Origin of the sequence: Glutamicibacter mishrai (assembly GCF_012221945.1) — a bacterium.
Taxonomy (GTDB): Bacteria; Actinomycetota; Actinomycetes; order Actinomycetales; family Micrococcaceae; genus Glutamicibacter; species Glutamicibacter mishrai.
Window position 1 is genome coordinate 943,001 of record NZ_CP032549.1, and the last position, 23,748, is coordinate 966,748.

A 23,748-nucleotide genomic window follows, 5' to 3' on the forward strand; every position below is an offset into this window, starting at 1 on the left:
CGGCGCGCTTAGCACTTGCCAAGTTTTCGAAGGTGAGAATCGTGCTAAATTCGTGAATCATGATCGCTTCTTCCGCTGTACCTCCGGCCGCACTTGATCTGCTCATTTCCCAGGGCTTTGATGCCACCAGTGTTGACGAGCTGGCAGCTGCCGCAGGGATCTCGCGTTCCACGTTCTTCCGCCGTTTTGGCTCCAAGGAGAACATGGTTTTTGCCGACCAGGAAATGATCATCACCCACGTGCAGACCACGCTGGCAGCTTCTTCCGTTGACGCGATCTCCACCTTGATTGACGCTGCCCATGTCGTATTTGACCAGTACACGGTCAACCCGGAAGGCGCGCAGCTGCGCCACAAGCTGCTTTCCTCTGTTCCGTCATTGCGTGAACGCGAGCTGGTCTCGACCCACCGGTACGAACGCGCTTTTTATGATTTCCTGGCCCGCCGGAACCTCGCCAACACCGCGTCGGAGAAGTCCTTGTGCCTGGGTGTCAGCGCAGGGCTCGTAGCTATCCACAATGACCACCTGAGAACGTGGATCAAGGACCCCAACAGCACCGATCGCAGCAAGCTGGCACATGATGTCCGCTTGTTCCTTGAGCGCTTTGCCGATCTGCTGGGCGCTGATGGTACTGGCACGGAAGCCACTTCCCCTGCACCCACGGTAGTTGTTTCGGTCTTGAACTCGGGCGCTGATGAGCAAGCAATCTTGCAGGCTGTTTCAGCGGCTTTGAAGGACCGCGGCAAGTAGGCAACCACACGGAATGGAACCTAGTTTCTTGACATGACACTGCGTTCCATTAGGCTAGAGATGAAAGTTTTCACTCTAGCCAATTTGGAGCGCCTGAGATGACCGAGCAGTCTACCGGTTTGGAATTTCCCAACGGTGTTGTTGAACCGGAATACGACCTATGGGCAGAAGACGTCAACATTGACCCCACAGGAATCTTTGCCGATATAGATGCTGCGGATCTTGCCTGGCGCACCAAAGCCCGCAAGTTCGTCGTGGAGGAAGTCAAAAAGGACATCCACGAATACTGGGACAAGGCCGACTACCCGCTTCATTTGATCAAGAAGCTCGGCGACGCCGACCTGCTGCGCGACGGCATGAACCTGGATTCCTACGAAAAAATGACTCCGCTGGCTGCCGGCCTGGTGAATATGGAAATGGCGCGTGGAGACGGATCCGTCGCCACCATCGTTGGCGTGCAGGGCGGCTTGGCTTTGCGCTCGGTCCTCTTCTGCGGCAACGAGGAACAGATCCAGAAGTACGCCATGCCGATGCTCGCTGGAGAACTGCCTGGCGCATTTGCGTTGACCGAGCCAACCCACGGCTCCGACTCGGTGTCATTGGAAACCCGTGCGACGAAAGTCGAGGGCGGGTACCGGATCAGCGGCGAAAAGAAATGGATCGGCAACGGCTCCATCGGCGGCGTCTCGATCGTCTGGGCACGTGATGATGAAGGCAAGGTCCGCGGCTTCGTGGTGCATCAGGATGCCGAAGGCTATAGCGCCACCACCATCCAGAACAAGTTGTCGTTGCGCGCCATCTGGCAGGCACATATCCGCATGGAGAACGTATTCGTTCCTGACGAGGACGTACTGCCTCAGGCCACCAGCTTCAAGGACACCTCCCGAGTCCTGTTCGCCACGCGACTCGGTGTCGCTTGGTCCGCGGTCGGACATGCCACTGCTTGCTACGAGTCGGCAGTGAACTACGCCAAGCAGCGCGTGCAGTTCGGCCGCCCGCTGGCCGCCAGCCAGATTGTCCAAGAACGCCTGGCACGGATGCAGTCCGAGCTGGCCACCATCCAGGTGCTCGTGATGCAGGCTACCAAGCGCGAGACCACCGGAGAACTCACTGGGCCGCAGGCATCGATGGCCAAGTACACCGCTACCCGCACGGCCCGCGCCATTGCTTCCAATGCCCGCGATCTGCTGGGCGGCAACGGCATTCTCACCAGCAACCGCGTAGCCCGCCACTTCGCTGATGTGGAAGCGATCCACACCTACGAAGGAACCGAAACGGTCCAGGCTTTGATCATGGGACGCGACATCACCGGATTCTCCGCCTTCGCCTAAGGAACAACAGGCACAGCATGAAGGACGTGGTCCTGGCTTTTGGCCAGGACCACGTCCTTCATTTATCAAGACTGCTGGTTGAGGCGGTTTTTCGTTTTCGCCGTGGCCACGTGTTCCCACGGATTTTCCGGCCAAGGATGCTTCGGATAGCGCCCACGCATTTCAGAGCGGACCTGGGCATATGGGCCGTTGAAGAAGGACACCAGATCATCGGTCACCGCCAGTGGACGTCCGCCGGGCGACAAGAGGTGGAATTGCACAGGCAGTTTTTCTCGCACCAGACGTGGTGATTGATCCAAGCCGAAACACTCCTGGAGCTTGACGGCTACTACCGCCGGGCCTGCTTCGCCGACCGGCGGATAGGAGATCAGGATCCTGGAACCGGACGGGACCTCCAGACGTTGCGGAACCAGCGAATCGAAATCGTGGGCGTGCTCCCATGGCAACAACGTGCGCAATGCTGAATACAGATCAGTCTTGGCTGCATTCTTGCCCTGGGCGACTTGGCGCAAAACAGGTTGCAGCCACTCTTCCGCCCTTTCTATCAAGGCCTGCTCATCAACTGCACTGAACGGCTCCCCCAACAAGCGATGGGCCACAGCCATGCGACGGCGCAGCGCATCAAAGTTTTCCTGCTCCCCGAAGAATGCCAGCCCCTGCTCCTTCACCGATACCTGGACAGCCTTCATGCCCAGTTCTTCGGTTGCCTTGATGGGTCGGGAGGACAACTCAATTGCGCCGAAGCGTTCAACTTTCCGGGCGCTGATTTTTCCGTCGATGAACTCGGCTGTTTCTTCGCTCTCGTGCAGCTGCGGGAGTAGATCAAGCACGGTGGGCAAGTCGATGCCGATGGCCCGGCGGATTGTCGCCTTGCTACCAGTCCTGGCCACTTCGACAACAGCCAGGTATTCCTCGTGGGCCAGCTGGCTCCCGCGCGGAAGCACCGCTCGTGTTCCCGAAGCCAGGAGATATTCATCGTGTCCGACCTTGCGGGCCACCCATTGCGGATAGGCCAACGCGCTGATGCCGGACAACGCGTCGGTTGGCAAGGCCTTCGGCGACGAGGCCTCCTTCCGGCCTTGCGCCTGGCTGGCGACCATCCGTTCCAGACGCGCTGCCTCCTGTTTCCAGGCACGATTGCCCGGGTGGGATCCCTTGCGTATCCCGGCAAAGAGTTCCTGCATGTCGGCGCTGTTAATGCGCTCGGAGCTGGCCAGCAATGCCACAGCTTCCGCGGCCGGCCGCGCACCAAAGAGCGGCGCGCCTTCCAGCAACGCGCGTGCGGCTCGCGGGTCGGTGGGAATCTTGACCATTTGCTCGCCCAGGGACGTAATACGCCCCGAGCCGTCAACGGCACCCAGGCTTTTGAGCACTAGCTCGTCGCTGGCCATCGTGGATGCTGGCGGAACCTCCCAAAGATCCAGCCCTTCTCCCCGGGGTGTTCCCCACGCCGCCAAAGCGAGTCCTGCCGACACCAGATCGCCGGTGCGGATTTCCGGAGTGGCATAGGCAGGCGTCGCGGCGAAGGCCTTGGGATCCAAGGTGCGCACCACTTGTCCCGGGCCAAGTCGTCCGGCACGGCCGGCTCGCTGGGTTGCCGTGGCACGACTGGCCACTACCGTGACCAACCCGGACATTCCACGCGAGGTGTCGCGGCGGGGTTCGCGCGCGTAGCCGGCATCGATGACCAGGTGGACGCGAGGTACCGTCAACGAGGATTCCGCGATGGATGTCGAGACGATGATTCGAGGCGGACTGCCGGCAGCTGGTTCATTCAGGATCGCATCCTGCTCGGCTGACGAGATCTGGGAATGCAATGCCAGAGAAGTCAGCCCGCTGGCGTTGATCTGTGCGCAGACTCGTTCAACTTCACGCACGCCCGGGACAAACACCAAGGTATCGACGGGACCTTGGCTTATCGCATTGGCCCTTGTCGAATGCTGCACGCTAACGGCGGCGACATGTCGCAGGTAGTCGTCCTTGATCCCGAATTCAGTGACTCTCGTTGATGAGTAGCTCTCAAAAATTTCTTCGACATCGTACTGGGCACTGTGGGCGCTGATGATTCTGACGGGTTTTTCGGATGAGAGAAAATCTGCAAGCTCTTTTGCATGCAACGTCGCGCTCATCAAGACTAGACAGAGATCATCTCGGAGTTCGCTGACTTGTTTGATCATTGCCAGCAATAAATCGGTGTCAATGGAACGTTCATGGACTTCATCAATGATCACCGCACTGATACCGCCCAAATCTGGGTCTGCCAGCAATCGACGCAACATCAGACCGGCAGTAACAAATTCCACTTCAGTTCTCGCGGAAACTGCGCGTTCTCCGCGAACGGAAAAGCCGACTTTCTCACCCAGCGTGGAACCATCCAGCTGGGCAAGTCTTCGGGCTGCTGCGCGCGCTGCCACGCGACGTGGTTGGGTAACAATAATTTTCCCTGTCAGACCAGCTTCTCGCAGTGCATTGGCCACCGTCGGTGGAACGATGGTGGTTTTACCGGATCCTGGCGGGGCTTGAATCACCAGTGGATTGCTGGGGTCCGCCACCAATGATTGGTAAAGGTCATCTCGGCTGGGACCGAAGGCTAGTCCGAAAGAGATCTGTTCCAGATCAAATGTGCCGCTGTTCATGCCTGACGCCCAGCCCAGAATGAGCGTATGGCATTGACGATTGGTTCAATGGGATACAGCGTTCCACCGTGAGTGCGTCCTGGCAGAGCGACCATCCGAGCGTCAGGTAATGTGCGCACCATGATTTTGTTTTGATCAAAGCGTGGCTGATCCCGGGTACCAATAAGCAACAGGGTTGGAATCTTGATTCTGGCTAAGTCAGCAAGATCAATATTCTGCAGGGTCTCGGCAGCTTCGTAATACGCGGCAAGTGCCAGCGGATCATTTGATTTGAAAGCCAACCGGGTTGCTGGATCCAGTTTGCCCCCAGTCTCCTGACCGGTGACGAAGCCTTCAATGTCGCCTCGGCGCAATACTTCCAGATAGCCCGGGAAGAAGAGCTTGCCGATTTCCCCAGGAGTAATTTCGTAAGTGCCGCCGAGCATGATCAACGAAATGACCTGCTCTGGATGAGTCATGGCTAGGTGCAATCCGGTACGGGCTCCAAAAGAGTACCCAACGATGTGCACTCGTTCCAGGCCTAGGTGTTGCAGGACCGCTTGGATGTCACTAACGACTTTATCCATGGTGTACTCGGCGACATCATGGGATTTCGCTGATTTGCCGTGTCCGCGCAAGTCCATGCGGATGGTCCGATGATCCTCGCCCAATGCTTTGGTGTAACCCAGCCCTCGCCAGATGGAACGAGATAAAGCTGAACCGTGCAGGAAAAGAATTGGTTCTCCCTCGGCTCCGTCATCGTCGAAAAAGATGTCGGAACCATCGACAGGATTATTGATCATCGGCATGTATTCGATTAAATCCCTTATCCAAGGGGAAGGCGAAATCAGAGTTCTCCCGAATCTATCGACATTCCCATCTAATAGGTGAAGACTGAAGATACACGACAGGGTCACGGCAATTGCTCGTGGCTTGGATTAGATTCAGAAGGGGGAAGATGATGAACACGCAACCAGCCAATGGGCAGCCTGCAGATCCCGATGAAGAGAAGAAACTACATGACGAGCACGACGAGGAGCTAGTCGAAGAATGGGAAGATGAGTCTTTCCCTGCTTCTGATCCGCCATCAAATTATTAGGCATCACGTTCCAAGGTGAGAACACACGTGACTCTCAGCTTGTTTCAAGACTCCGCTCCTAGTGTGGTTAATACCTTCTCAAGGTGCGAGTGATCTAGAAGAACCGATTCGTACAGGCGTTACCTCCTTGGCCTGACGGATCGGTTCTTCATTTAATTCTCTGGCTCTCGCGAGCCACCCTTGGCCTTTGCACCTCTGGAAATCGGTAACACCACTTCGACTAAATTTCGGATAGGCCGTCGCTACGGCATCGTCACCTGTCGTATCAATCAAACCGGTAGCAAACCCAACCAAAGCCTACGCAGACCGAAGTACAACGTCAGGACGTATGTTTCCGGAAATTATGTGATGCTATAAAACGGTTCCTAGATCGATAGATCTTTGGGTAGCTAAAGCGCTCCATTGCTTCGCGTTCGCCACTTGACCACGGTTCGTTGTCTGCCCAAGCACGGAACCACCAACTTCATCGCTTGTATTGCTTCCGCCTTGTTGGCTCTGTACTCGCATCAATCATTCTTGACGTCACGATAGAAACCAGATGTGTTTCAAAAATCTTGGGCGACCTATACTCATTGCATATGAGCACCGGTATCGACATGAGCAAGCCACCCCGCTACTTACTTGTTGACACGATGCGTGGGTTGGCCATCCTTGGCATGATCTGGGCGCACGTCCACGGACTTTCGCCAACGATGATGCCCGAAGCTGTCACGGGAGCAATCTCCCAAATGAGTGGCGCAGCCACACCACTGTTCATGCTCGTCGCAGGAACGACCATCGCGATCCTGACGCACGGACAAATGGATAGCAAGCGACGCCGTCGTTTCAGGCTCGAATATTTCCTTCGTGGGATCGGACTGGTGCTTATCGGTTTGGCGTTGCTCCCCTGGAGCGGACGGGTAGACATTGTTTTGCCCTATCTAGGCATCACATTCCTCCTGGCAGTTCCCTTCCTTCTTGCCAGCTCCAAAATTCTCAGCATCTGCGCGACAGTGATTTTCATACTCTCACCGATTCTTGCAAAGACCGTCACGCAGGCGCTCATCACCTTACCGCAACTGCTATATCCACAAGCTAGCCACAACCCTCTGGCGTTTTTGGCCCAGTGGATCTTCACCGGTCATGCGTACCACGCCACTTGGCTATTGCCATTCATGTTGCTAGGCATCGTAGCGGGGCGCCTCCTGCTCGCGCAGAGACTCCCCGCAAAAACGATAACTTTGCTGGGATTCGGGCTCACCGTAGGAGTTTTTCTACTCTTCGTGCATCCACAGCAGGACGCCGGCACATACATTCGCGGTGGCTTCACAGAAATGTCGTTCGACATAACCCGTGCTATGACGGTATACGGGCTCATGAGCTGGTTGACATCCGTGAAGAATACAAAGTTCTCCTGCTGGTTCCAAAAGATTGGCATGCCGATCTCATTGGCGGGTCGCATCCCGTTGACTCTGTATGTACTCCATGTTCTGTTGTTATTTACGATCATGAGCGATGGTTGGACGCTCGCCGGATCACAGTGGCTGTGGCCTGCAATAGTCTTCGTTGGTTGTCTGGGTTTTGCAGTGCTATGGGGGCTCACGATTGGGGTGGGTCCAGTAGAGCGGCTTCTTGGGGTATTTTCTTTGCGGCACAACCTGCGCTGGGCATTGACATCACAGCCAGCGAAACCTCAAGAGTTCGGATTCAGACGGATTAAGGCACGCCAGCCCGCGCGGACCTTCAATCGTCGTTAACAACCTTTCTACACTGATCCCAAATCGCTTACAGCTCCGCTTGATTGGAACAACAAGGCAGGATTCCCTTCTAGTGGTCTCCGAAGGAGCGCGGAAATATCTCACAGGCCAGGAGCGAATTCGTTACCGCTGCTGACACCTTTGGCCTTCTCACGGATCGGCCCTGTGAATCGGCATCTATTCCTTTAACATTCGCAGTGGCTTCTTCAAAAAAATCATTAATAAGGTTGTATCGCTTTTTCGTCACGATCTACGATGCCTGCGAATGAGGAATTTGGGTCGCAGGTGATCATCATCAGGCATGCTTCCTATTTCAGCAGAGTCAAGTTTATTCAGTATTGGTACGCGCTCGTTTCAAAACACAAACAAGAACAACGACCTGTCGAGCTAAAGATATAACCCTGCGGCATTACGCATTTAGCAGATTTGGTCGACGGACATGTTGGGCAGTTCACCTTTTGGCATACTCTGAAGTGGAGTCTCATTGACCTCTGCCCAGTCAGCACAGACGCTGCAAGAAAGGTGCCTCGTGGAATACGAACGAATGCCAGCCACCAAAGAACTACACCGCCCTTATACCGCTGCGACCGATCGCTATGAACACTATGGCTACCGCCGCGTCGGAGATTCAGGCCTGCGCCTACCCCCACTGTCGTTGGGACTATGGTGGAACTTCGGAGACAACCGACCTTTCGACAGTCAACGCGAAATTCTTCGACATGCCTTTGACCACGGCATCAACCACTTCGACTTGGCCAATAACTATGGCCCACCGGCTGGTTCTGCCGAAGAGAACTTCGGGCGCATGATGCGCAAGGATTTCAAGCCTTACCGCAACGAGCTGCTCATCTCTTCCAAGGCGGGCTACGACATGTGGCCGGGCCCGTACGGCACCTTCGGTTCCCGAAAGTATCTGTTGGCCTCTTGTGAAGCGTCACTCAAGAAGATGGGCCTGCACTATGTAGATATCTTCTACTCCCACCGTTTTGACCCTAAGACCCCTTTGGAAGAAACCATTGGAGCCTTGGACACCCTGGTGCGCCAGGGCAAGGCCACCTACGTTGGCATCTCTTCCTACTCGGCAGAACGTACCGCGCAGGCCAAGGCGATCGCTGATGACCTGGGCACGCCGCTGGTCATTCACCAGCCTTCGTACAACATCCTCAATCCTTGGGTTGAGCACGGCTTGCTGCAGACCTTGGAGAAAGAGCGCATGGGCACCATTGCGTTCACTCCATTGGCTCAGGGCTTGCTGACCGACAAGTACCTGTCGACCACGAACGTTGAACGCCAAGGCGGCCGGCGTTCGCTGGAGAGCCAGTTGACCGAGGAAAACTTGACCAAGGTACGCCGGCTGAACGAAGTGGCCCAGGAGCGCGGCCAATCGTTGGCCCAGATGGCACTGGCATGGTTGCTTCGTGATGGCGCTGCAACCTCGGTGTTGATCGGTGCCTCATCCACCAAGCAGCTGGATGAAAACTTGGGCGCCCTAGGCAACCTGGAATTCAGCGAAGCCGAACTGTCCGCGATTGCCGAAATCGCCCAGGGTGATGCGGGCATCGACTGGTGGCGTGCCTCGGCAATCAGCTGATGATGCCTTGAATCCAGCTGGCTGAAGCTGTTGCACCTGCCGTGGTCTTCCCGCGTTTCAACGGGAAGACCACGGCATTGCTTTTGCTTGAAACCACAGCTTGTTTTCCGCGGGCGAATATTGCTTCTTCATACTGGCTCAAAGTCGTTTCTGAGGATAAGCTCGGAGAAGACGCACAATGAAGTGAATTACATTCATTTATTGATTCAAGTTCGATAGCGTCAAGATACAGGCTTACGCTGACCAATCTGTACAAACGACAGGAGCATTGATGAGCGCCCCAACCTATAAGGTCTTGAACCCGGCTACCGGCGATGTTGTCGAGGAATTCGACGCTGCAACCGACGAACAAGTTGAGCAGGCTCTGGCAGCCGCTCAGTCCGCCTACGAGTCATGGCAGGACGTCGACATCAACGAACGCGCAAAGATTGTCTCCAAGGTTGGAGCTCTCTTCGCCGAGCGCGCTGATGAACTTGGCAAGATCATGACCACCGAAATGGGTAAGCCACTGTCTGAAGCAGTGGGCGAGGCGCAGTTCTGCCAGGAGATCTTTGAATACTTCGCAACCGAGGGCCCAACCCTCGCTGCGGATCAGGAGATCAAGTCGTTCTCCGGCGGCAAGGCTGTTGTGCAGAAACGCCCAGTTGGCCCATTGCTGGGCATCATGCCTTGGAACTTCCCGCTGTACCAGGTAGCTCGCTTCGCAGCTCCCAACCTGATGCTGGGCAACACCATCATCCTGAAGCATGCGGAATCCTGCCCTCGTTCGGCATTGGCCATTCAGGAAATCATGGATGAAGCTGGCGTGCCAGCAGGCGTTTACAACAACGTGTTCGCCACCCACGACCAGATCTCCACCATCATTGCCGATTCCCGGATCCAGGGTGTCTCCTTGACCGGTTCCGAGCGTGCCGGCGCCATCATCGGCGAGCAGGCTGGCCGCAACTTGAAGAAGGCTGTGCTGGAACTGGGCGGTTCGGATCCGTTCGTTGTCCTGGATTCTGATGACGTCCCAGGCATCGTAGATACCGCATGGGGCTACCGCATCGACAACACCGGCCAGGCCTGCAACTCGAATAAGCGCATGATCGTCATGGAAGACATCTACGACGAGTTCGTTGCAGAACTGACCAAGCGTGCCGAGGGCTTGAAGCCAGGCGATCCAATGGAAGAGGCAGAAGGCACCTTCGCTCCCCTGTCCTCGCGCAAGGCAGCTGAGAGCCTGCACGAGCAGGTTCAGGATGCTGTCTCCAAGGGCGCAACCCTGCACGCCGGTGGCGTACTGCACGACGGCCCATCGGCCTACTACTCCCCTGCGGTTCTTACTGGCATCACCAAGGACATGCGCGCTTACTACGAAGAGCTCTTCGGCCCAGTTGCCGTGGTCTACAAGGTAAGCAGCGACGAGGAAGCAACCGAGCTGGCCAACGACACCATCTACGGTCTGGGTGGCTCCGTCCACTCCACCGACGTGGAGCGCGCTTCCAAGGTCGCCCAGAAGCTGCAGTCCGGCATGACCAACGTCAACGTGGCCAGCGCCGAAGGTGCTGAAATGCCATTTGGCGGCGTCAAGCGCTCAGGCTTCGGCCGCGAGCTTGGCCCGCTGGGCATGGACGAATTCGTCAACAAGCGCCTGTTCTACGTGGGCGAATAATCCAATTAGAAATGGGAGGTAGCTGAGCGATGCTCAGTTACCTCCCATTTTGTTTGCCCGCATCGAGTTACGACTTACCCCGAGCGGAACAGACAGTCTCTAACTATCCGATATTTGTCTCTCGGTTACTGGTCATCAATGCGTGGATTGCGCTTTGCCCGATTTGTTGTGTGAAATCTGCCAGCCGCAGGGACCAAAGATTCCTGCTAAACAATTGTGCGTGCAACGAATAGTTTCCCGATCGCTAAGTATCGTTTTAACATCAGGCCCGCTAACGTTTCTCAGCGTCTTCTATTCAGACACCGGCTGAGCGCAATCTTGGCCTTAGTCCATTGTGGCGAAACCCTATAAATGATTCGCTTGAAGCCACTGACGCCGTTAGCACCGCTAGACCCCACAGGCGCCGGTGCCCTTACAACATCCTTCAGGAATCCAAACCACTCTCTGGGCTTCAACGATTTCAAGATCATGAAATATGCCCGCACCCAGCTGGATTCTGATCTCCATTTCCAGTCTTCGGGCAGCCTATTGGTGCGATCTACGGGCTCGTCAGGAAACGCATCTGTAAGCGCGTCAAAAAGCACATCGGTGCAAGCGAATTCCTTTGAAAACCGGACCGTTTCTGAACCTCCGATGCCAAGGGCTACTGCGGCATCGGAATAGTCCATGGTTTTCTTCTTGTGACGGGATTCGGGCCTGAGACCATGAAGAGCGTAAAGCACTGCCGCCGCAGGCTTGGAAAGTACAAGGGCCTCCGCACCCGCGTAATGGACGGCGTCCCTCCACCCGATTACAGCGTCAAATGCATCTGTTGGGGACTTGGTGCTGCCCGGGAAGTATCTATGAACGTCGATCTGACAGCCCCAGGTTGAAGCATTGAGCGTCACAGAGTGATTGAATTTCGAATGAAGCCATCGCTCAGAATCGGCACTCCAACCCCATGGCTCCATGACGGTCAAGAATTCCTGAATTCTGTTCGGGTCAATCCACACGTCGACATCGGCTGAATGCTTACGATCACGCAGACCATAGTCATATTGAATCGGTCCCTTAACAAAGACGTACTCAATTGAATTCTGGACGCACAACTTAGCTATCAACGCATAAACCAGCTCATGCTCTATCGATGTCATGACCGGCTTGGAAATTCGCAATGCGGTTTCAGTCTGCCCAGCACTGGCAATACCCATGTCCACAAATTCAGAGATCATTTGTGATTCGTCCGCGTTCAAGTCCTCCTCGAACACCGGTGAATCGACACCTTTGCGCCACAACTTTGACGCAGCTTCATTCAACATCAACGGAGGAGCTGGTGAAGCTGGAAGGACCACAAGCGAATCTTGCGCACCGTTGCCGTATTTTGCATCATCAGAAGTTTCGACCACGCCAAAACCGATCGATTTCCAGAGTTTCAACATTGCACCCCCTCTTCATTGAGCGTTGGGATTCGAAATTCGTGGCAATCTGAGCCAGTCGAATGACTCATTGCAGAATGCTCCTTCTCACTTACACCCACGAATGCTTGCCAAGGCGACAGATGACAATATTAGGCACACGCAGAATTCCGCAAGCGAAAAAGCCATGATTACCGAGTGGGACTCAAATGCACGCATGAGTCCCAACGAGAGGGCCAGAAGCAATACCAGTCCAGCCACAGCAACTTTTGCGACCAGGCCCACCTTATTCAGGAAGACCAAGGCGCCGTTTCCAATGACATTACCCGTAAAGAGCGCCGCACAAATAAGTGACAGCGCCGCAAATTCCAGAGTTGAGAAGTGCACCTGATTCGCAGAAACCACGTACGAGACAATCGGAGCGAAAACCAATACAAGCACGAAAATAACAGGGAATGCGACCCATGCAACTTTGACGCCTCTGCCAACTTTCTTAGCGACAGACTGATCGCCCAACGGAATTCCGGTTTGGACAAACTGCATCAGCGGCGTCAGCCCCGTATTCACCCAACGGATGATCTTGTCAGCAAGAGCGACTACAGCGGCTCCTTCAGGCGCGATAATCGGTGCGATCATGACAGGAGCTGACATCCGCAGCGTCAGGAAGAAGCCGACGACAAAACCTGAGGCGTTGTTTGCGATAAGACGTAGCGATTTCTTGAGGTTGAACTTTTCCAGTTCAACCCCAAGCTTGCGCTGACGATTTTTCATATCCTTGTTAGTCCATACGACAGCCATCAGGTTTCCCACAATGAGCATGGCTGGGAAGAACCAACCGATATGTGTGATCGTCACCATTACAGAGCCGACGACTGTACTCACGGCGCGAGGTACCGAATTGTAAATTATCAAGGGCCGAGGCTCTCTTGATCCGATATAAACCCACGCGCCGCTTAGCCCAAATACTGCTCCCGAGACAGCTGACAGTAGCGCTAGGAGTTGGCTCTCCAACGGCCAAACCATGACGAAAACAACTAGTAGGAACAGAACTGGGATCAACAGGAGCAGCCGAGGCGCAAGGGAAGCGAAATAGTATTGAATACGCTCTTGCGGATTCATCTTTGCGATTGCAGTCAGGCCAGTGGAGTTCCAGCTCCAAGCAACTACGGAACGTGCCACATCTCCAACTGCTTGCCCAACAGCGATACTTACCCAAGGCCCGGAGCCAATGCCGGCCAAGACCAACGGCACGGAAATTACCGACGCCAAGGAGACGAGCAACGGTGCAAAACCAAATCCGCCCAGTTTGCCGGCTATAGCGAGCAAACGGCTTTTCGCGCTACCTGGACGTTGGCTCACAGTAGCTCAAAGTTCTTCATAGAACGCTCACGGATAGCAGGTAACCGCAGCTTGATCAACTCGCTCGTCTCGACGCGTTCTTGCCACAAGCCCGACAAGACACGAGCGACGTTCGAACCAAAACCTTCGGACACCGGAACGACCAAACGTTCCAATTCAAAAAGCTTGAACAGCCCCTCCACCTTGCCTGCCGTAGCCAAGGCAATCACGGGCGTGGCAGTGCTCAGGGACAGAATAGAAAAATGCATGCGTCCGGTTACAACAGCAGCTGCTTTTGACGCGATCCATCGTACTTGTAGGGGCGACAGTAACTCGTCAACGAGCAGGTCATCCTCGTTGGCGAATTTCCCATACATCGTTCGGCAGACGGCCAGATCGTCGTCAGTCTCTCGAATTACATGGGGAACGAACAAAACGCGAGCGCCGAGTGTGTGGATCTGTTCAACGATCGCTTTGATTTCAGGGGTCTGATCCATGTAGTTGGAAATGAGGCCACTCACGTTGAGAGCAACTATCGGTTTATCAGACAGCGCTTGATCTTCAATCCAGTTCTTGACTGTTGTTGGCGCAATTGTTTCGCGCTCTAGCGAAAACGCCATGTCCGCTACAGGTATCGCTTTGACTGCACCTGACTTGCGAATTCGTTGCCAAGAAATCTCGTCGCGCAAGTAGGCCGGAACTGTTTTGTTCGCTTTGGACATCGACTTGGCAACGACTTCCGGTACCTGCTCGCGCCAGCTAAATCCGAGCACGCCGCACCGTAATCCAACTCTCGATGCAACCCGGCACAAGCTCCATGCGGCGAGACTGGCAGATACATTGCCTCCGTCAATTGTGTCTGCGCCATGTACGAAAAAGCTCTTAGCCCCGTTGATTTCACGCGCGAAACGAATGGAGCTAGACAAGCGCATTGGAGGCAAAGAACGGTAAAAAGCCCTGCCAGAGACGAAAGTTACCCGCGGGCCATACGTTTCACGAATTTCCGACATTAGCGAGGATTCGAATCCATCTTTAGGAACCTTCATCATTACTTTTACTGGTCCGCTTGACCTGTCTAAGAATGACAAAAGCATGGCGCTATCGCCAATATTGCCGTCTCCGGCTGGGCTCATAACGACGGTGAACCCATCTTCACTAGCCTTGGGCTTCGCGATCGTCGCACCAACCAGATCCGTCAGATGCAACACCTCCGCGTACAGGCCACTTCGCCATATCCTTCGAACGACGTTCTTGGCGAATTCTTTGGCCAACAATTTCTACCTCAACATTCGGCGAGTGTCGGGGCAAGCCACCCCGGTGTTCATGCGACGGTATCAATCTTATATGGATATCGGTAAGGCTCATCATTTCTTTTTGACCTGAAATACCGAATAATCGAGGAATCTCAGCACTTCCACGTTTCAGTCGTGTCAAAAGACGCTTGTAAACGAGTCTCCTTCACGTATTACCGGTACATGACAGGCATGGCCGAAGGATCCAGCGTTTCAGCATTACTATTAAGTGAATGTTGTTAAGCAGGCACCAATTGCTAGTTTTCAAACGCTCCATGCGATGCGGCCACGCTTGGTTACTTTGAATTGAAGGGCTGACTTGAGAATTCTGCACGTTACGGAATGCTATGCCGGGGGCGTTAGTAGGGCAATTAATAGTATTGCTGAGAACTTTGATGCGGACCATCATCTTTTGTATTCAGGTGACGACGCGCCCAGTAACTTATTTTCATCTACTGACACCTTGCCGACGTCAATTGTTTCGCGAATTATTGCTTTCAAGAGAGCCGTTAATTTAATTCGCCCCGACATTGTCCATGCTCATTCAAGCTGGGCAGGCCTCTACACGCGGTTGCTGCCTACTCAAACGCCCGTCATCTATGAACCGCATTGCTTCGTATTCGATGACCCTCGAAGGCCGCGATTACTGAAATCCGTGTATCGGGGCATGGAATCGTTGTTGTCGATCAATACTAAAATCACTGTGGCTCTAACAGCCCATGAAGCCAAACTTGCCAAGTCTCTCAGGCCGAACCAAAAGGTAATGCAACTGTCAAATGTTCCGACCATTAGCGCGTCGGATCTAGCTGCGGTCCTCCCGTCAGTTGAGAAGCCTGGTAGCCAAAAACCGTTCACCATATCCATGGTTGGGCGGGTAGCGCCTCAAAAAGATCCGGACTTTTTTGCCCAGGTTGCGGAGATCGCTTCCGCGGCGGGCCAGGATTGGAACTTCACGTGGATCGGCGGGGCCGACAACGCCGATGATGAAAATGACTTAAAACACCGGGGAATTAATGTGACTGGGTGGCTCGACAAAGCGTCGCTGATTTCTGCGCTCGAAACGAGTGACGTCTATTTCCATTCGGCTTCCTACGAGGGTTTCCCTCTAAGCGTGCTCGATGCAGCAGCGATGGATCTGCCCATCATCGTTCGAGAACTAGCCTGCTTCGAGGGATTCGACCTCCACAAGATCGGAACACCCGAAGCCGCTTATGAGTCGCTTAAGTCAGTTGAACAATCAGCCGACTTCCAATCAAAGCTCCGGAACTTGGCCCGAAACCTGACCGAAGAAATGTCGGTTAAGAACCAACAGCGTGAACTCCAGTCCATCTATGGTGAGGCACTCTCATGAACCTGTCTGTCAAAATGCCAGCAAGAATCCTAGATCGTCACGTAGGTGGCAACACGACGTATGCACGAACACTAGCTGAAGGACTTCAGGCTCAAGGCGTAACTATCAATCGTATACCTCAAGGTGCGCACCCAGCTTTGACTCTGGTCAACGAATCACTGGCGGGACTACGTGGGCGATCTGACGACCGCGAAGTTTTGCACTACGTCGCGGATACAGGCCCTCTTTTCAAGACGCGCACTCCTTCTGTCGTCACAGTTCACGGCGTGGCCAGCAGATGGATCGATTCTGCAAGGAACATGACCCAAGAATTTATTTGGCGAACCCGCGTAGGCCGTGCCATTGCCAGCTGCGACGAGATAATCACGGTCTCTAATTCAAGTGCTACAGATATTCATGAAATTTTCGGAGTGGACAAATCTCGAATCCACGTTATCCATCACGGCATTGATATAGGTGATTTCCGATCGCAACGCGAACTCAGCGCTGAAGTCTCCGCCAAAATCCCTAGCGATTACGTGCTCTATCTGGGCAACGTCGAGCCTAGAAAGAATTTGATGGCGTTGATCGATGCTTTTCAGCATCCTTCGGTTAAGGCGCTGGGCCTCCCTTTGGTCATTGCAGGCAAGCCCGCCTGGAACTTTGAAGATTCCATGAAGAAAATTGAAGCGGCCACCAATGTGATTCACTTGGGCTTCGTTTCTGATGACGACAAGATCGCGCTTATGCAACAGTGCACGGTGTTCGCGTTCCCGAGTCTTTATGAAGGATTTGGTTTTCCAGTGCTCGAAGCAATGGCCGCCGGCGCTGTCACGATCACGACTTCAGAGGGCTCGCTCGCCGAAGTCGCTGGCCCTGCTTTGCGCTTTGAAAGCCCGAACACGGACTCGCTTCGTGAAGGAATCATACGTGCCGTGACGGATGAGTCACTCAGAAACTCAGGAACCCGTGACTATCAGCCTTGGGTTGAACAGTTCACCTGGGATCAGTCTGTAGCGAAGCATCTGGAGATTTATGAAGGACTACTGGCATGAGAATCTTGTTGCTCCATGGTTACAGCGCAGCCAACCTGGGCGACGGCCTGTTGGTCGAAGAGTCCCTGAGATGTATCTATGATGCATTTGGCGAGGACAGCGAAATTTCCGTGTTTGCCTCTCATCCGGAGACGTTTAGCCATCTGGGCGTCACTGTCTTGGATTCTGGACTTAGCCGGCGCGGCTATGACATGAAGTACTTGCGTTCGCTGTTTCAACTGCGAAAGTCCTTCGATGTACTTGTTGCAGTCGGAGGTGGGTATCTGCGATTCGGCACCCCAATCGAAGCCCTCAAGACCATGCTCATACATGGGCCGCAGCTGGTTGCCGCGTCTTTTTCGCGTGTTCCCTCAATTTACATGCCTCAAAGTATTGGGCCACTTCGATTCGGCAGCAGAAGGCCGGTGCAACAACTTCTCAAACGTTGTTCGGTAGTGGCGTTGCGAGATGATCGAAGCGTCCAGGAAGTGGGATCAATTGCCCCGGTGAGGAGAGTCCCCGATCTGGCGCTGATCAGCGGCTCCACAATTGAGCCCAGCCTAGACGAGCCACTGGCTAAAGCCGTCCTATCTGTTCGGGATGTCAAAGGCAAAGTGCCTGACGATGTCATGGAACTTTCCTCTCTCCTTAGCGACTATGACGTCTACGTCCAGAGCCGTACAGGTGGAAATGATGACACACGGGCAACTGAGTCCCTGGGCACCCATCCAGAGATCGATAAGACGACGTTGCTTGAGAACGGGCCAACTAGAGTCATTATCGCTGTCCGGTTACACGCAGCGCTCATGGCTCTACGCGCTGGGCACTTCGTAATCCATCTGGCATACGAACGCAAGGGTTTCGGCGCCTTCGATGATTTAGGGCTGAACGAATTCGTGCACAATGTAAATGACTTCGATGCGTCAGTTGTCTTGAAACAGGCACAAGCGCTGATGAAAGATAAGCAAGCGCGCGAAAGCTACGCTCAGCAAATCGAGAAGTCCGTGTCACATCGTCGGAGTGCCTATTCCACGCTGGTTACCCAAATGAAGCATGCCGGCAGTTCTACGACGAGAATCTAAGCACCGTAAGTAACAAGAGTTGAGCACGCATCTAGAGGAAGAAAGGAGCTCTGGCTTGAGCCGTCAACGAGCTACCTGGAATGACCAGCACGCTTCCACGGGTAAGAAACACCTGCCGAAGAACTCCACTCCTCTCTATTTGCGTCTCGCCCTTGTGGCGATCAGCCTCGTGCCTCTGCAACAGGCGTTCACTATTAATATTGGCAGCCCGCTCAAGCCCTCCGAACTCCTTATGGCTGGGTCAATAGTTCTATGGCTGTTCAGCTCTCGAAAAAAGAAATCCCCCGCCGAGTTCAAGCTGATAATCGCGCTCCTGGCCATCTTGCTGTTATCCGCACTGTTCCATCTGGCGGCACGAACGCCGCTTGGAGATTTTCTTGGCTACAGCCGATCGCCTGACGGTGATCTCATTTTCTACACCATCTATCCAATTTTCGTTTTGTTCATGTGGAGGGTTGCTTCCGAGGTTCCTCATGAAATGTTCCAAAAAGCTATCAAACTGTCGATTTGGGTTTGCTTTGCTGGAGTCGCGTTTCAGCTGGCAATGATGCAGATGGACCGGGTCGACATACTCGAGTTGTTCTCGTACGAAACAAAGATCCGTAGCGAGTCGCTCACCGGTTCAGGCGAAGGGGCCATGAGAAATGGAACTTTCACAGAAGGTCAGCATCTGGGGTTCTTCTCGGCAATTTCAGTGTTGGTTGCTTGGCGATGCCGAGCGTACCTGACCCTTAGCGTTGCGCTGTTTACATTGGCTTATTCGCAGTCAACTACGGGAATTGTGGGCTTGGTGCTCGTAGTTTTCCTTCTGGTTTTGATGAGACCGTCTACGCGTGCTGCAATCAAGATCGGTATGGGGTTAGCTGCTTCCGTCATCACCGTGTTGCTCGTAGACAGTCTGCGAAACCTGATCATTCTCCAGGCTGCGAAGCTCGGTCTTGCGGCTGGATCTCACCAGATTGAGGGTGCGACGGCATCAATTGAGGTACGTAGCCTCAAGACCGAAATTGCTTGGCGCATGATGTGGGATAACCCAATTCTGGGCGTCGGTCCCGGAAGATTCGGTTTCTGGTACTTTAAGGATCCAGCGTCGATCGATTCGCCATTCTGGTATTTTCTCCCAGATCGCAGAACCATTGCTGAAAATGCCTATATGCAGATCGGTTCCGAGCTGGGAGTAATAGCCCTGTTGGTTTTCATAGCGTTCATGTGGAGCCTCTTGAAGCGCGTTCGCAGGAACGACAAGACCCTGCTCGGTGTGTTCTTCTTGATCGCGCTAGGTATAGCTTCGCAGTCGTCGTGGACCTTCATCCCAATTTGGATCTTCTCGGCCTTCATCATTTCCGGGACCTATGAGAGTGATCCGGACGTTGATCCAGCTCTCGTGGGGATCAATCAGGGAATGATCGCTGATCCCAGAAAACCCAATTCTGTCGACTAGTGAATCGGTCCCCATGATGAAAGGGGCCAAATTTTGAAGGAAGCTTTTCCTACGACGTCTTTGCGATCTACCCATCGGTAGCAATCAACCGATTGTTGCTCTTTGTCGCTTCGGCATTCTGTAGCTCCGTCGTCACTAATGGCTCGGTGATCGCCAAGCACAAGCAATTTGCCTTCAGGTACTGTCACCGTCGGCAGGCATCGAGAGGAATATGAGTCGGAGCCACAGTCAAATTTATTGGCAACAGTGGTCGGGTCTTTGAACACATACGGTTCGTCCAGGGGTACACCATCAACAACCATCGCTCCCGAGTCAGAGCTACAGCATCTGACAACTTGGCCTTCCACCGCGATTACTCTTTTGACCAGCAGCTCGTTCGTTGTGGGGCCGATACCTAATAAATCGCCAAGCACGAACTTGATCGCATACTTCACTGTGGATTTATCTTGTACTTCGCCCTTCGAAGATTCCCAGGTCTCAACATCCTTTTTGAAAACTACGATGTCGCTTGGTTGTGGCGTTTTTCCAGCTCCGTATCGATAGGCCGTCTTGTCAACGACGATCCGTTCACCGATCTCTATCGTGGGTTGCATCGACCCAGTAGGAACTACGAAGAGTTTCGCTACAAATCCTTGGAAAAGGGCGACCACTAGGATCGCGGCTAATAGATGAAAAAGGGGTGACTTCAAGAAACCGCGTTTGGCATCATGTTGCCCCTCGTTGGCTCGTTGCACCGGCATTCCCATCAATTCACTAGAATTCTGCGACATCACTAATGATACGAAGTGCTTTTAGCTCTTCGACATATTCAGATACTGCGTTGTGAATGCTCGTATTCAAAGGGGTTCCAAATTCTGATTCAATTTTTTGCCCGATGTTTTCCAGACGCGCTCCCCTAAACAGACCGCGCCATATATCGGAGGCGATGGCTGACAGCGTATGGAGCTTGCCCTCAGATGTCATGACCAAGACACCGTCAATTGTGGACAAGGCATCAACAACTTCAGAACCCACGAAGGAATTTCGCCTATCGGATGGCATGACATGTTCCCACTGCTCCGCATGATATGGCTCCCAAAGTTTAGGCGCCAACGACGCCAGGAAGTCGACTGAACCAGCCGTAAGTCGCTTGAAGCCACCTGTCTCGTTCATGAGCCGTGCGATAAACGCCAAGGGGTGCGTAACGAATGTTAAGTAGCTGCTCTGGGAACTAATTAGATTCAACGCCTCAGCCAGGGAAACTGGCTCTACATCTCCTTTAGACCCGCTTTTCCCGCGCTCTAGAATCACAATGCTGCCAATTCGCAGCTGGTTAGACTCTAATTGCTTCATGCCGAGTTGCGCGCTTGGAATCTGCTGTTTGTGTTTATGCTCCGACACGATAACGCTGAGCGGCTTAGGGTACGGCAGCACGCGCCCTTCCGCATCGATAGCGATTGTTTCGTCCGAGACGTAGGAGTACTCTCTGGCCATTTCCCGGATAGTGGTCGTCTTGCCCCGGCCACTAGGGCCCACGATGACAGCCACGTTTCCATGATCGTCTGCGATTCCACCTGCGTGCAGCAAAAGCTGGTTGGCCTTCTTGAGAACGTGCAGTGATACCCTGGTGACAACGGTACTGAATTCGGAAGCAACCGCTTCTGCGTTCACGTCATTGCACTTGCCCATCGTTATCAGGGGTAGCGATTCGTTCCCCATGACAGACGATTGATCGCCAACCTCGGATGCCGGCGACCAAATGCTTGTCATTTCCCTGAAGATCCGCGCATCAAAATGCTCTGGATGGGCGACAACGCGAACCAACGTGGAAATGCCCATGACAACGGCATGGAGCGAAAAGCCATCTGGGATCGCGCCGTTGTCAAAAAATGCGGTTCGGATTGTTGTATCCGCACCAAATTCAGAAGTCATTTACCTAGCTTCCGAGCTGGCGTGAATGATTTGTTGAGCCAAGCGGTGGATGTGATCAGCCGTCGCTTCGTGAACAGGGTCTGGCTGTCGGAATGGGTCCTGCACGTCCTTAGATGAGTCGACCTTGTGGCTTCCTCTGTGCTTCCTTGCATAGGCTAGCAGCCCTGCCAGGGGAAGCGAACTACCAGACTCATTGACAGCCGCAACCGCTATTTCTGCAAACTCCGCCAGAGTGAAGGTCCTTAGTGCAGCCCTCGGAAAATCACGAGTAATTTGTTGTCTCTGGGCGAGGGACATCGTGAGAATCAGATTGGAACTTCTGGCGTGTTCATCCTCAAACTGCTCAGCAAAAAGGTCGTCTGGATTACCGCCAAGACGTACCAATTGCTTTGCAGCTTGCTCGTCCATCGGAAAACCGACGAGCGCTTCAAGCCCGGCGCTACTGACGTACACGTCAGGGTCCGCTTCGTAGGCATCTTGAAATAAAGCTTCAGCTAAAGGCGACCGACAGATATTTCCTGTACAAACCGTCAATAAATGGAACGAGTTATTAGACTGTTGGTTCATTGGAGCTCCTGAAATTCAACTAGACCGTTATCTGGAACGACGCCTAATGGTGCCCCTCTTCGAAACTCGTCGGGCCGAATCGAATGAGGATACTTTCGATTCATGCTTAGAAAGCTCAACGCTGTCAGTGGCGTGATAGTACGAGTGGTAACCGTAGCCGTACCCATAATTTCGGCTGCCTTCACCCTTGAGGGGCGTTCCATTGAGTATCAGTCCCAGGGGCTCTGCATTGACCCGGGAGAGATTAGCAATGGCTGCGTTCAATGCTTCGTAGTTGGTCTTCCCGACCCGGCTGACAACTAGGGCTCCGTGGGTTCGAGCCGTCAAAATTGCGGCGTCAGTAACCGGCAGTAGTGGCGGGGCATCGATCAAGACAATATGATCTTCTGCGAGTTCCGTGATGATGTTGTGGAAAGCATCAGAGCCAAGCAGTTCAGAGGGGTTCGGTGGCAATTTGCCAGAGCCTAGGACAGCCAAATTGTCATCATGTTCCCACGGCTGGAGGACATCCTCGATTTCAGCTCGACCGAGGAGGACATCAGTTAGACCTACCCCTTCGATCAAATCAAAGGTCTTTGCAACAGTTGGTCGGCGCAAATCGCCATCGATAATCACGACTCGTTGACCGCTGGCAGCAATGGTCACTGCCAGGTTCGCAGTGACGGTTGATTTGCCCTCGCCTGGTAGTGCACTGGTTATGACGAACATGCGGGGCGGGTTATCGATGTTCATGAACTGCAGATTTGTGCGGAGTTCGCGTAATGCTTCAGCCATGGCATGCTCGGCAAGATTGGAGTTTCCGCGATCGTTTCCGCCACCGCTTGTGATCAGACGTCGCTCGGCATTGTCCTTTTCAACGGTCGGCAATGTACCGACAACTGCAAGACCGGTTTCTTGTTCCACCGCAGCCGTAGAGGAAATTCGTCGGTCGAATTTATGACGAATCAGCAAGTATGCAGCGGCAATGATCGTGCCCGCCAAGAGCCCAACCAGAACGGCTAGTTTCATATTTGGAGATGCAGGGTAAGCCGGGCGCTGCGCTGCATCGAGTGACCGGAAATTAACTATGGACTTTTGACCGGCGCTAGCATCAGCGTTTTCGAACGACGATACTTGTCCGCCGATTGCTACAATCCAAGCTTCCGCCAGTTGTTTAGCGGCATCAGGAGATCCCGCTTCTGCGCTGACCTTCAACGTTGAAGTCTCAACGGGATTGGTTACTGAAATTGCTGCGATCAGTTCATCCGGGCTCTGCTCGAGTCCAAGCTTCTCTTTGACGCTTTCCGCGACGAGTCTTGATTTAGCGAGGTCGACGTAAGACTTGATACGCGATTTAGCGTAGTTCTCGCCCGCGAGTGCTGTTCCCAGCTCAGTGCTCACACCAACGGACAAGATACCGCTGGCATTTGCTACATAAGTTTTCGGTTGCAAGGAAGCCCAACCGAAACCTATTGCCGCACCGATCAACGTGATCGCAACAAAACTAATCCAGCGCGCACGCAAGATCTTCCAGTAATCTGCGATCTCCACGCATTTACTCCTTACAATCCAAAAAAGGCGACTTAACAAAGTCTACCCATGCAC

General features: G+C 53.8%; 19 protein-coding genes. 10 read left to right on the plus strand and 9 right to left on the minus strand.

The features are described 5' to 3' along the window. Window positions 1–59 precede the first annotated feature (59 nt). Entirely contained in the window at window positions 60–749 is a 690-nt protein-coding gene (locus D3791_RS04490) for a TetR family transcriptional regulator (RefSeq protein WP_022876756.1), read from the plus strand. A 98-nt stretch (window positions 750–847) separates the two neighbouring features. Further along, window positions 848–2,080, plus strand: a complete 1,233-nt coding sequence (locus D3791_RS04495; protein WP_172511392.1) for an acyl-CoA dehydrogenase family protein — start codon at window positions 848–850, stop codon at window positions 2,078–2,080. Window positions 2,081–2,145: 65 nt separating this feature from the next. Here D3791_RS04495 and hrpB read toward each other — a convergent pair whose 3' ends face one another. Both hrpB and D3791_RS04505 read right to left on the minus strand, forming a co-directional pair. After that, a complete protein-coding gene (gene hrpB / locus D3791_RS04500; RefSeq protein WP_172511393.1) occupies window positions 2,146–4,716 on the minus strand; it encodes an ATP-dependent helicase HrpB in 2,571 nt (856 codons plus the stop codon). Next, window positions 4,713–5,612 carry an alpha/beta fold hydrolase gene (locus D3791_RS04505; protein WP_246242336.1) on the minus strand — a complete coding sequence of 300 codons (900 nt, stop codon included), beginning with the start codon at window positions 5,610–5,612 and terminating at the stop codon, window positions 4,713–4,715. Before D3791_RS04505 ends, hrpB begins: the two co-directional genes overlap by 4 nt. Window positions 5,613–5,653: 41 nt before the next feature. On the opposite strand from D3791_RS04505, the gene D3791_RS04510 reads away from it, so the two are divergent. The 4 genes from D3791_RS04510 (at window position 5,654) to D3791_RS04525 (ending at window position 10,775) form a co-directional block, all read left to right on the plus strand. Next, complete coding sequence (locus D3791_RS04510; RefSeq protein ID WP_172510946.1) at window positions 5,654–5,794, plus strand: hypothetical protein; 141 nt, start codon at window positions 5,654–5,656, stop codon at window positions 5,792–5,794. Between the two features lie 596 nt (window positions 5,795–6,390). Then, entirely contained in the window at window positions 6,391–7,530 is a 1,140-nt protein-coding gene (locus tag D3791_RS04515; protein WP_172511394.1) for an acyltransferase family protein, read from the plus strand. 544 nt (window positions 7,531–8,074) lie between these two features. Then, window positions 8,075–9,121 carry an L-glyceraldehyde 3-phosphate reductase gene (gene mgrA, locus D3791_RS04520; protein ID WP_172512898.1) on the plus strand — a complete coding sequence of 349 codons (1,047 nt, stop codon included), beginning with the start codon at window positions 8,075–8,077 and terminating at the stop codon, window positions 9,119–9,121. Window positions 9,122–9,392: 271 nt separating this feature from the next. Further along, the gene (locus D3791_RS04525) at window positions 9,393–10,775 is read left to right on the plus strand and encodes an NAD-dependent succinate-semialdehyde dehydrogenase (RefSeq protein WP_172511395.1); all 1,383 of its coding nucleotides are present in this window, start codon (window positions 9,393–9,395) and stop codon (window positions 10,773–10,775) included. Window positions 10,776–11,056: 281 nt separating this feature from the next. On the opposite strand, the gene D3791_RS04530 is transcribed toward D3791_RS04525, so the two are convergent. The 3 genes from D3791_RS04530 to D3791_RS04540 form a co-directional block, all read right to left on the minus strand. Beyond that, window positions 11,057–12,193: a nucleotidyltransferase family protein gene (locus D3791_RS04530; protein ID WP_172511396.1), complete on the minus strand. Its 1,137-nt coding sequence runs from the start codon at window positions 12,191–12,193 to the stop codon at window positions 11,057–11,059. 84 nt (window positions 12,194–12,277) lie between these two features. Continuing rightward, window positions 12,278–13,528, minus strand: coding sequence for a hypothetical protein (locus D3791_RS04535; protein ID WP_172511397.1), 1,251 nt, complete (start codon window positions 13,526–13,528; stop codon window positions 12,278–12,280). After that, entirely contained in the window at window positions 13,525–14,778 is a 1,254-nt protein-coding gene (locus D3791_RS04540) for a polysaccharide pyruvyl transferase family protein (protein WP_172511398.1), read from the minus strand. The genes D3791_RS04535 and D3791_RS04540 overlap by 4 nt, the downstream gene beginning before the upstream one ends. Window positions 14,779–15,118: 340 nt before the next feature. Between D3791_RS04540 and D3791_RS04545 the strand changes: the two genes are divergently transcribed. Genes D3791_RS04545 through D3791_RS04560 form a run of 4 tightly spaced genes read left to right on the plus strand, consistent with a single transcriptional unit; the run spans window position 15,119 to window position 19,686 of the window. Next, window positions 15,119–16,150, plus strand: coding sequence for a glycosyltransferase (locus D3791_RS04545; RefSeq protein WP_172511399.1), 1,032 nt, complete (start codon window positions 15,119–15,121; stop codon window positions 16,148–16,150). Between the two features lie 14 nt (window positions 16,151–16,164). Beyond that, window positions 16,165–17,184 carry a glycosyltransferase family 4 protein gene (locus D3791_RS04550; RefSeq protein ID WP_172512899.1) on the plus strand — a complete coding sequence of 340 codons (1,020 nt, stop codon included), beginning with the start codon at window positions 16,165–16,167 and terminating at the stop codon, window positions 17,182–17,184. Further along, window positions 17,181–18,245 carry a polysaccharide pyruvyl transferase family protein gene (locus tag D3791_RS04555; RefSeq protein ID WP_172511400.1) on the plus strand — a complete coding sequence of 355 codons (1,065 nt, stop codon included), beginning with the start codon at window positions 17,181–17,183 and terminating at the stop codon, window positions 18,243–18,245. Before D3791_RS04550 ends, D3791_RS04555 begins: the two co-directional genes overlap by 4 nt. 55 nt (window positions 18,246–18,300) lie before the next feature. Beyond that, entirely contained in the window at window positions 18,301–19,686 is a 1,386-nt protein-coding gene (locus tag D3791_RS04560; protein WP_172511401.1) for an O-antigen ligase family protein, read from the plus strand. On the opposite strand, the gene lepB is transcribed toward D3791_RS04560, so the two are convergent. From lepB to D3791_RS04580, 4 genes are read right to left on the minus strand one after another with little or no spacing between them, the layout of a single operon-like run. Continuing rightward, window positions 19,683–20,456: a signal peptidase I gene (lepB, locus tag D3791_RS04565; RefSeq protein ID WP_172511402.1), complete on the minus strand. Its 774-nt coding sequence runs from the start codon at window positions 20,454–20,456 to the stop codon at window positions 19,683–19,685. The two genes, D3791_RS04560 and lepB, sit on opposite strands and share 4 nt — an antisense overlap. After that, window positions 20,440–21,597, minus strand: a complete 1,158-nt coding sequence (locus D3791_RS04570) for a PqqD family peptide modification chaperone (RefSeq protein ID WP_172511403.1) — start codon at window positions 21,595–21,597, stop codon at window positions 20,440–20,442. The genes lepB and D3791_RS04570 overlap by 17 nt, the downstream gene beginning before the upstream one ends. Continuing rightward, window positions 21,598–22,164: an arsenate reductase/protein-tyrosine-phosphatase family protein gene (locus D3791_RS04575; RefSeq protein WP_172511404.1), complete on the minus strand. Its 567-nt coding sequence runs from the start codon at window positions 22,162–22,164 to the stop codon at window positions 21,598–21,600. A 27-nt stretch (window positions 22,165–22,191) separates the two neighbouring features. Continuing rightward, entirely contained in the window at window positions 22,192–23,694 is a 1,503-nt protein-coding gene (locus tag D3791_RS04580; protein WP_172511405.1) for a tyrosine-protein kinase domain-containing protein, read from the minus strand. Between the last annotated feature and the right edge of the window lie 54 nt (window positions 23,695–23,748).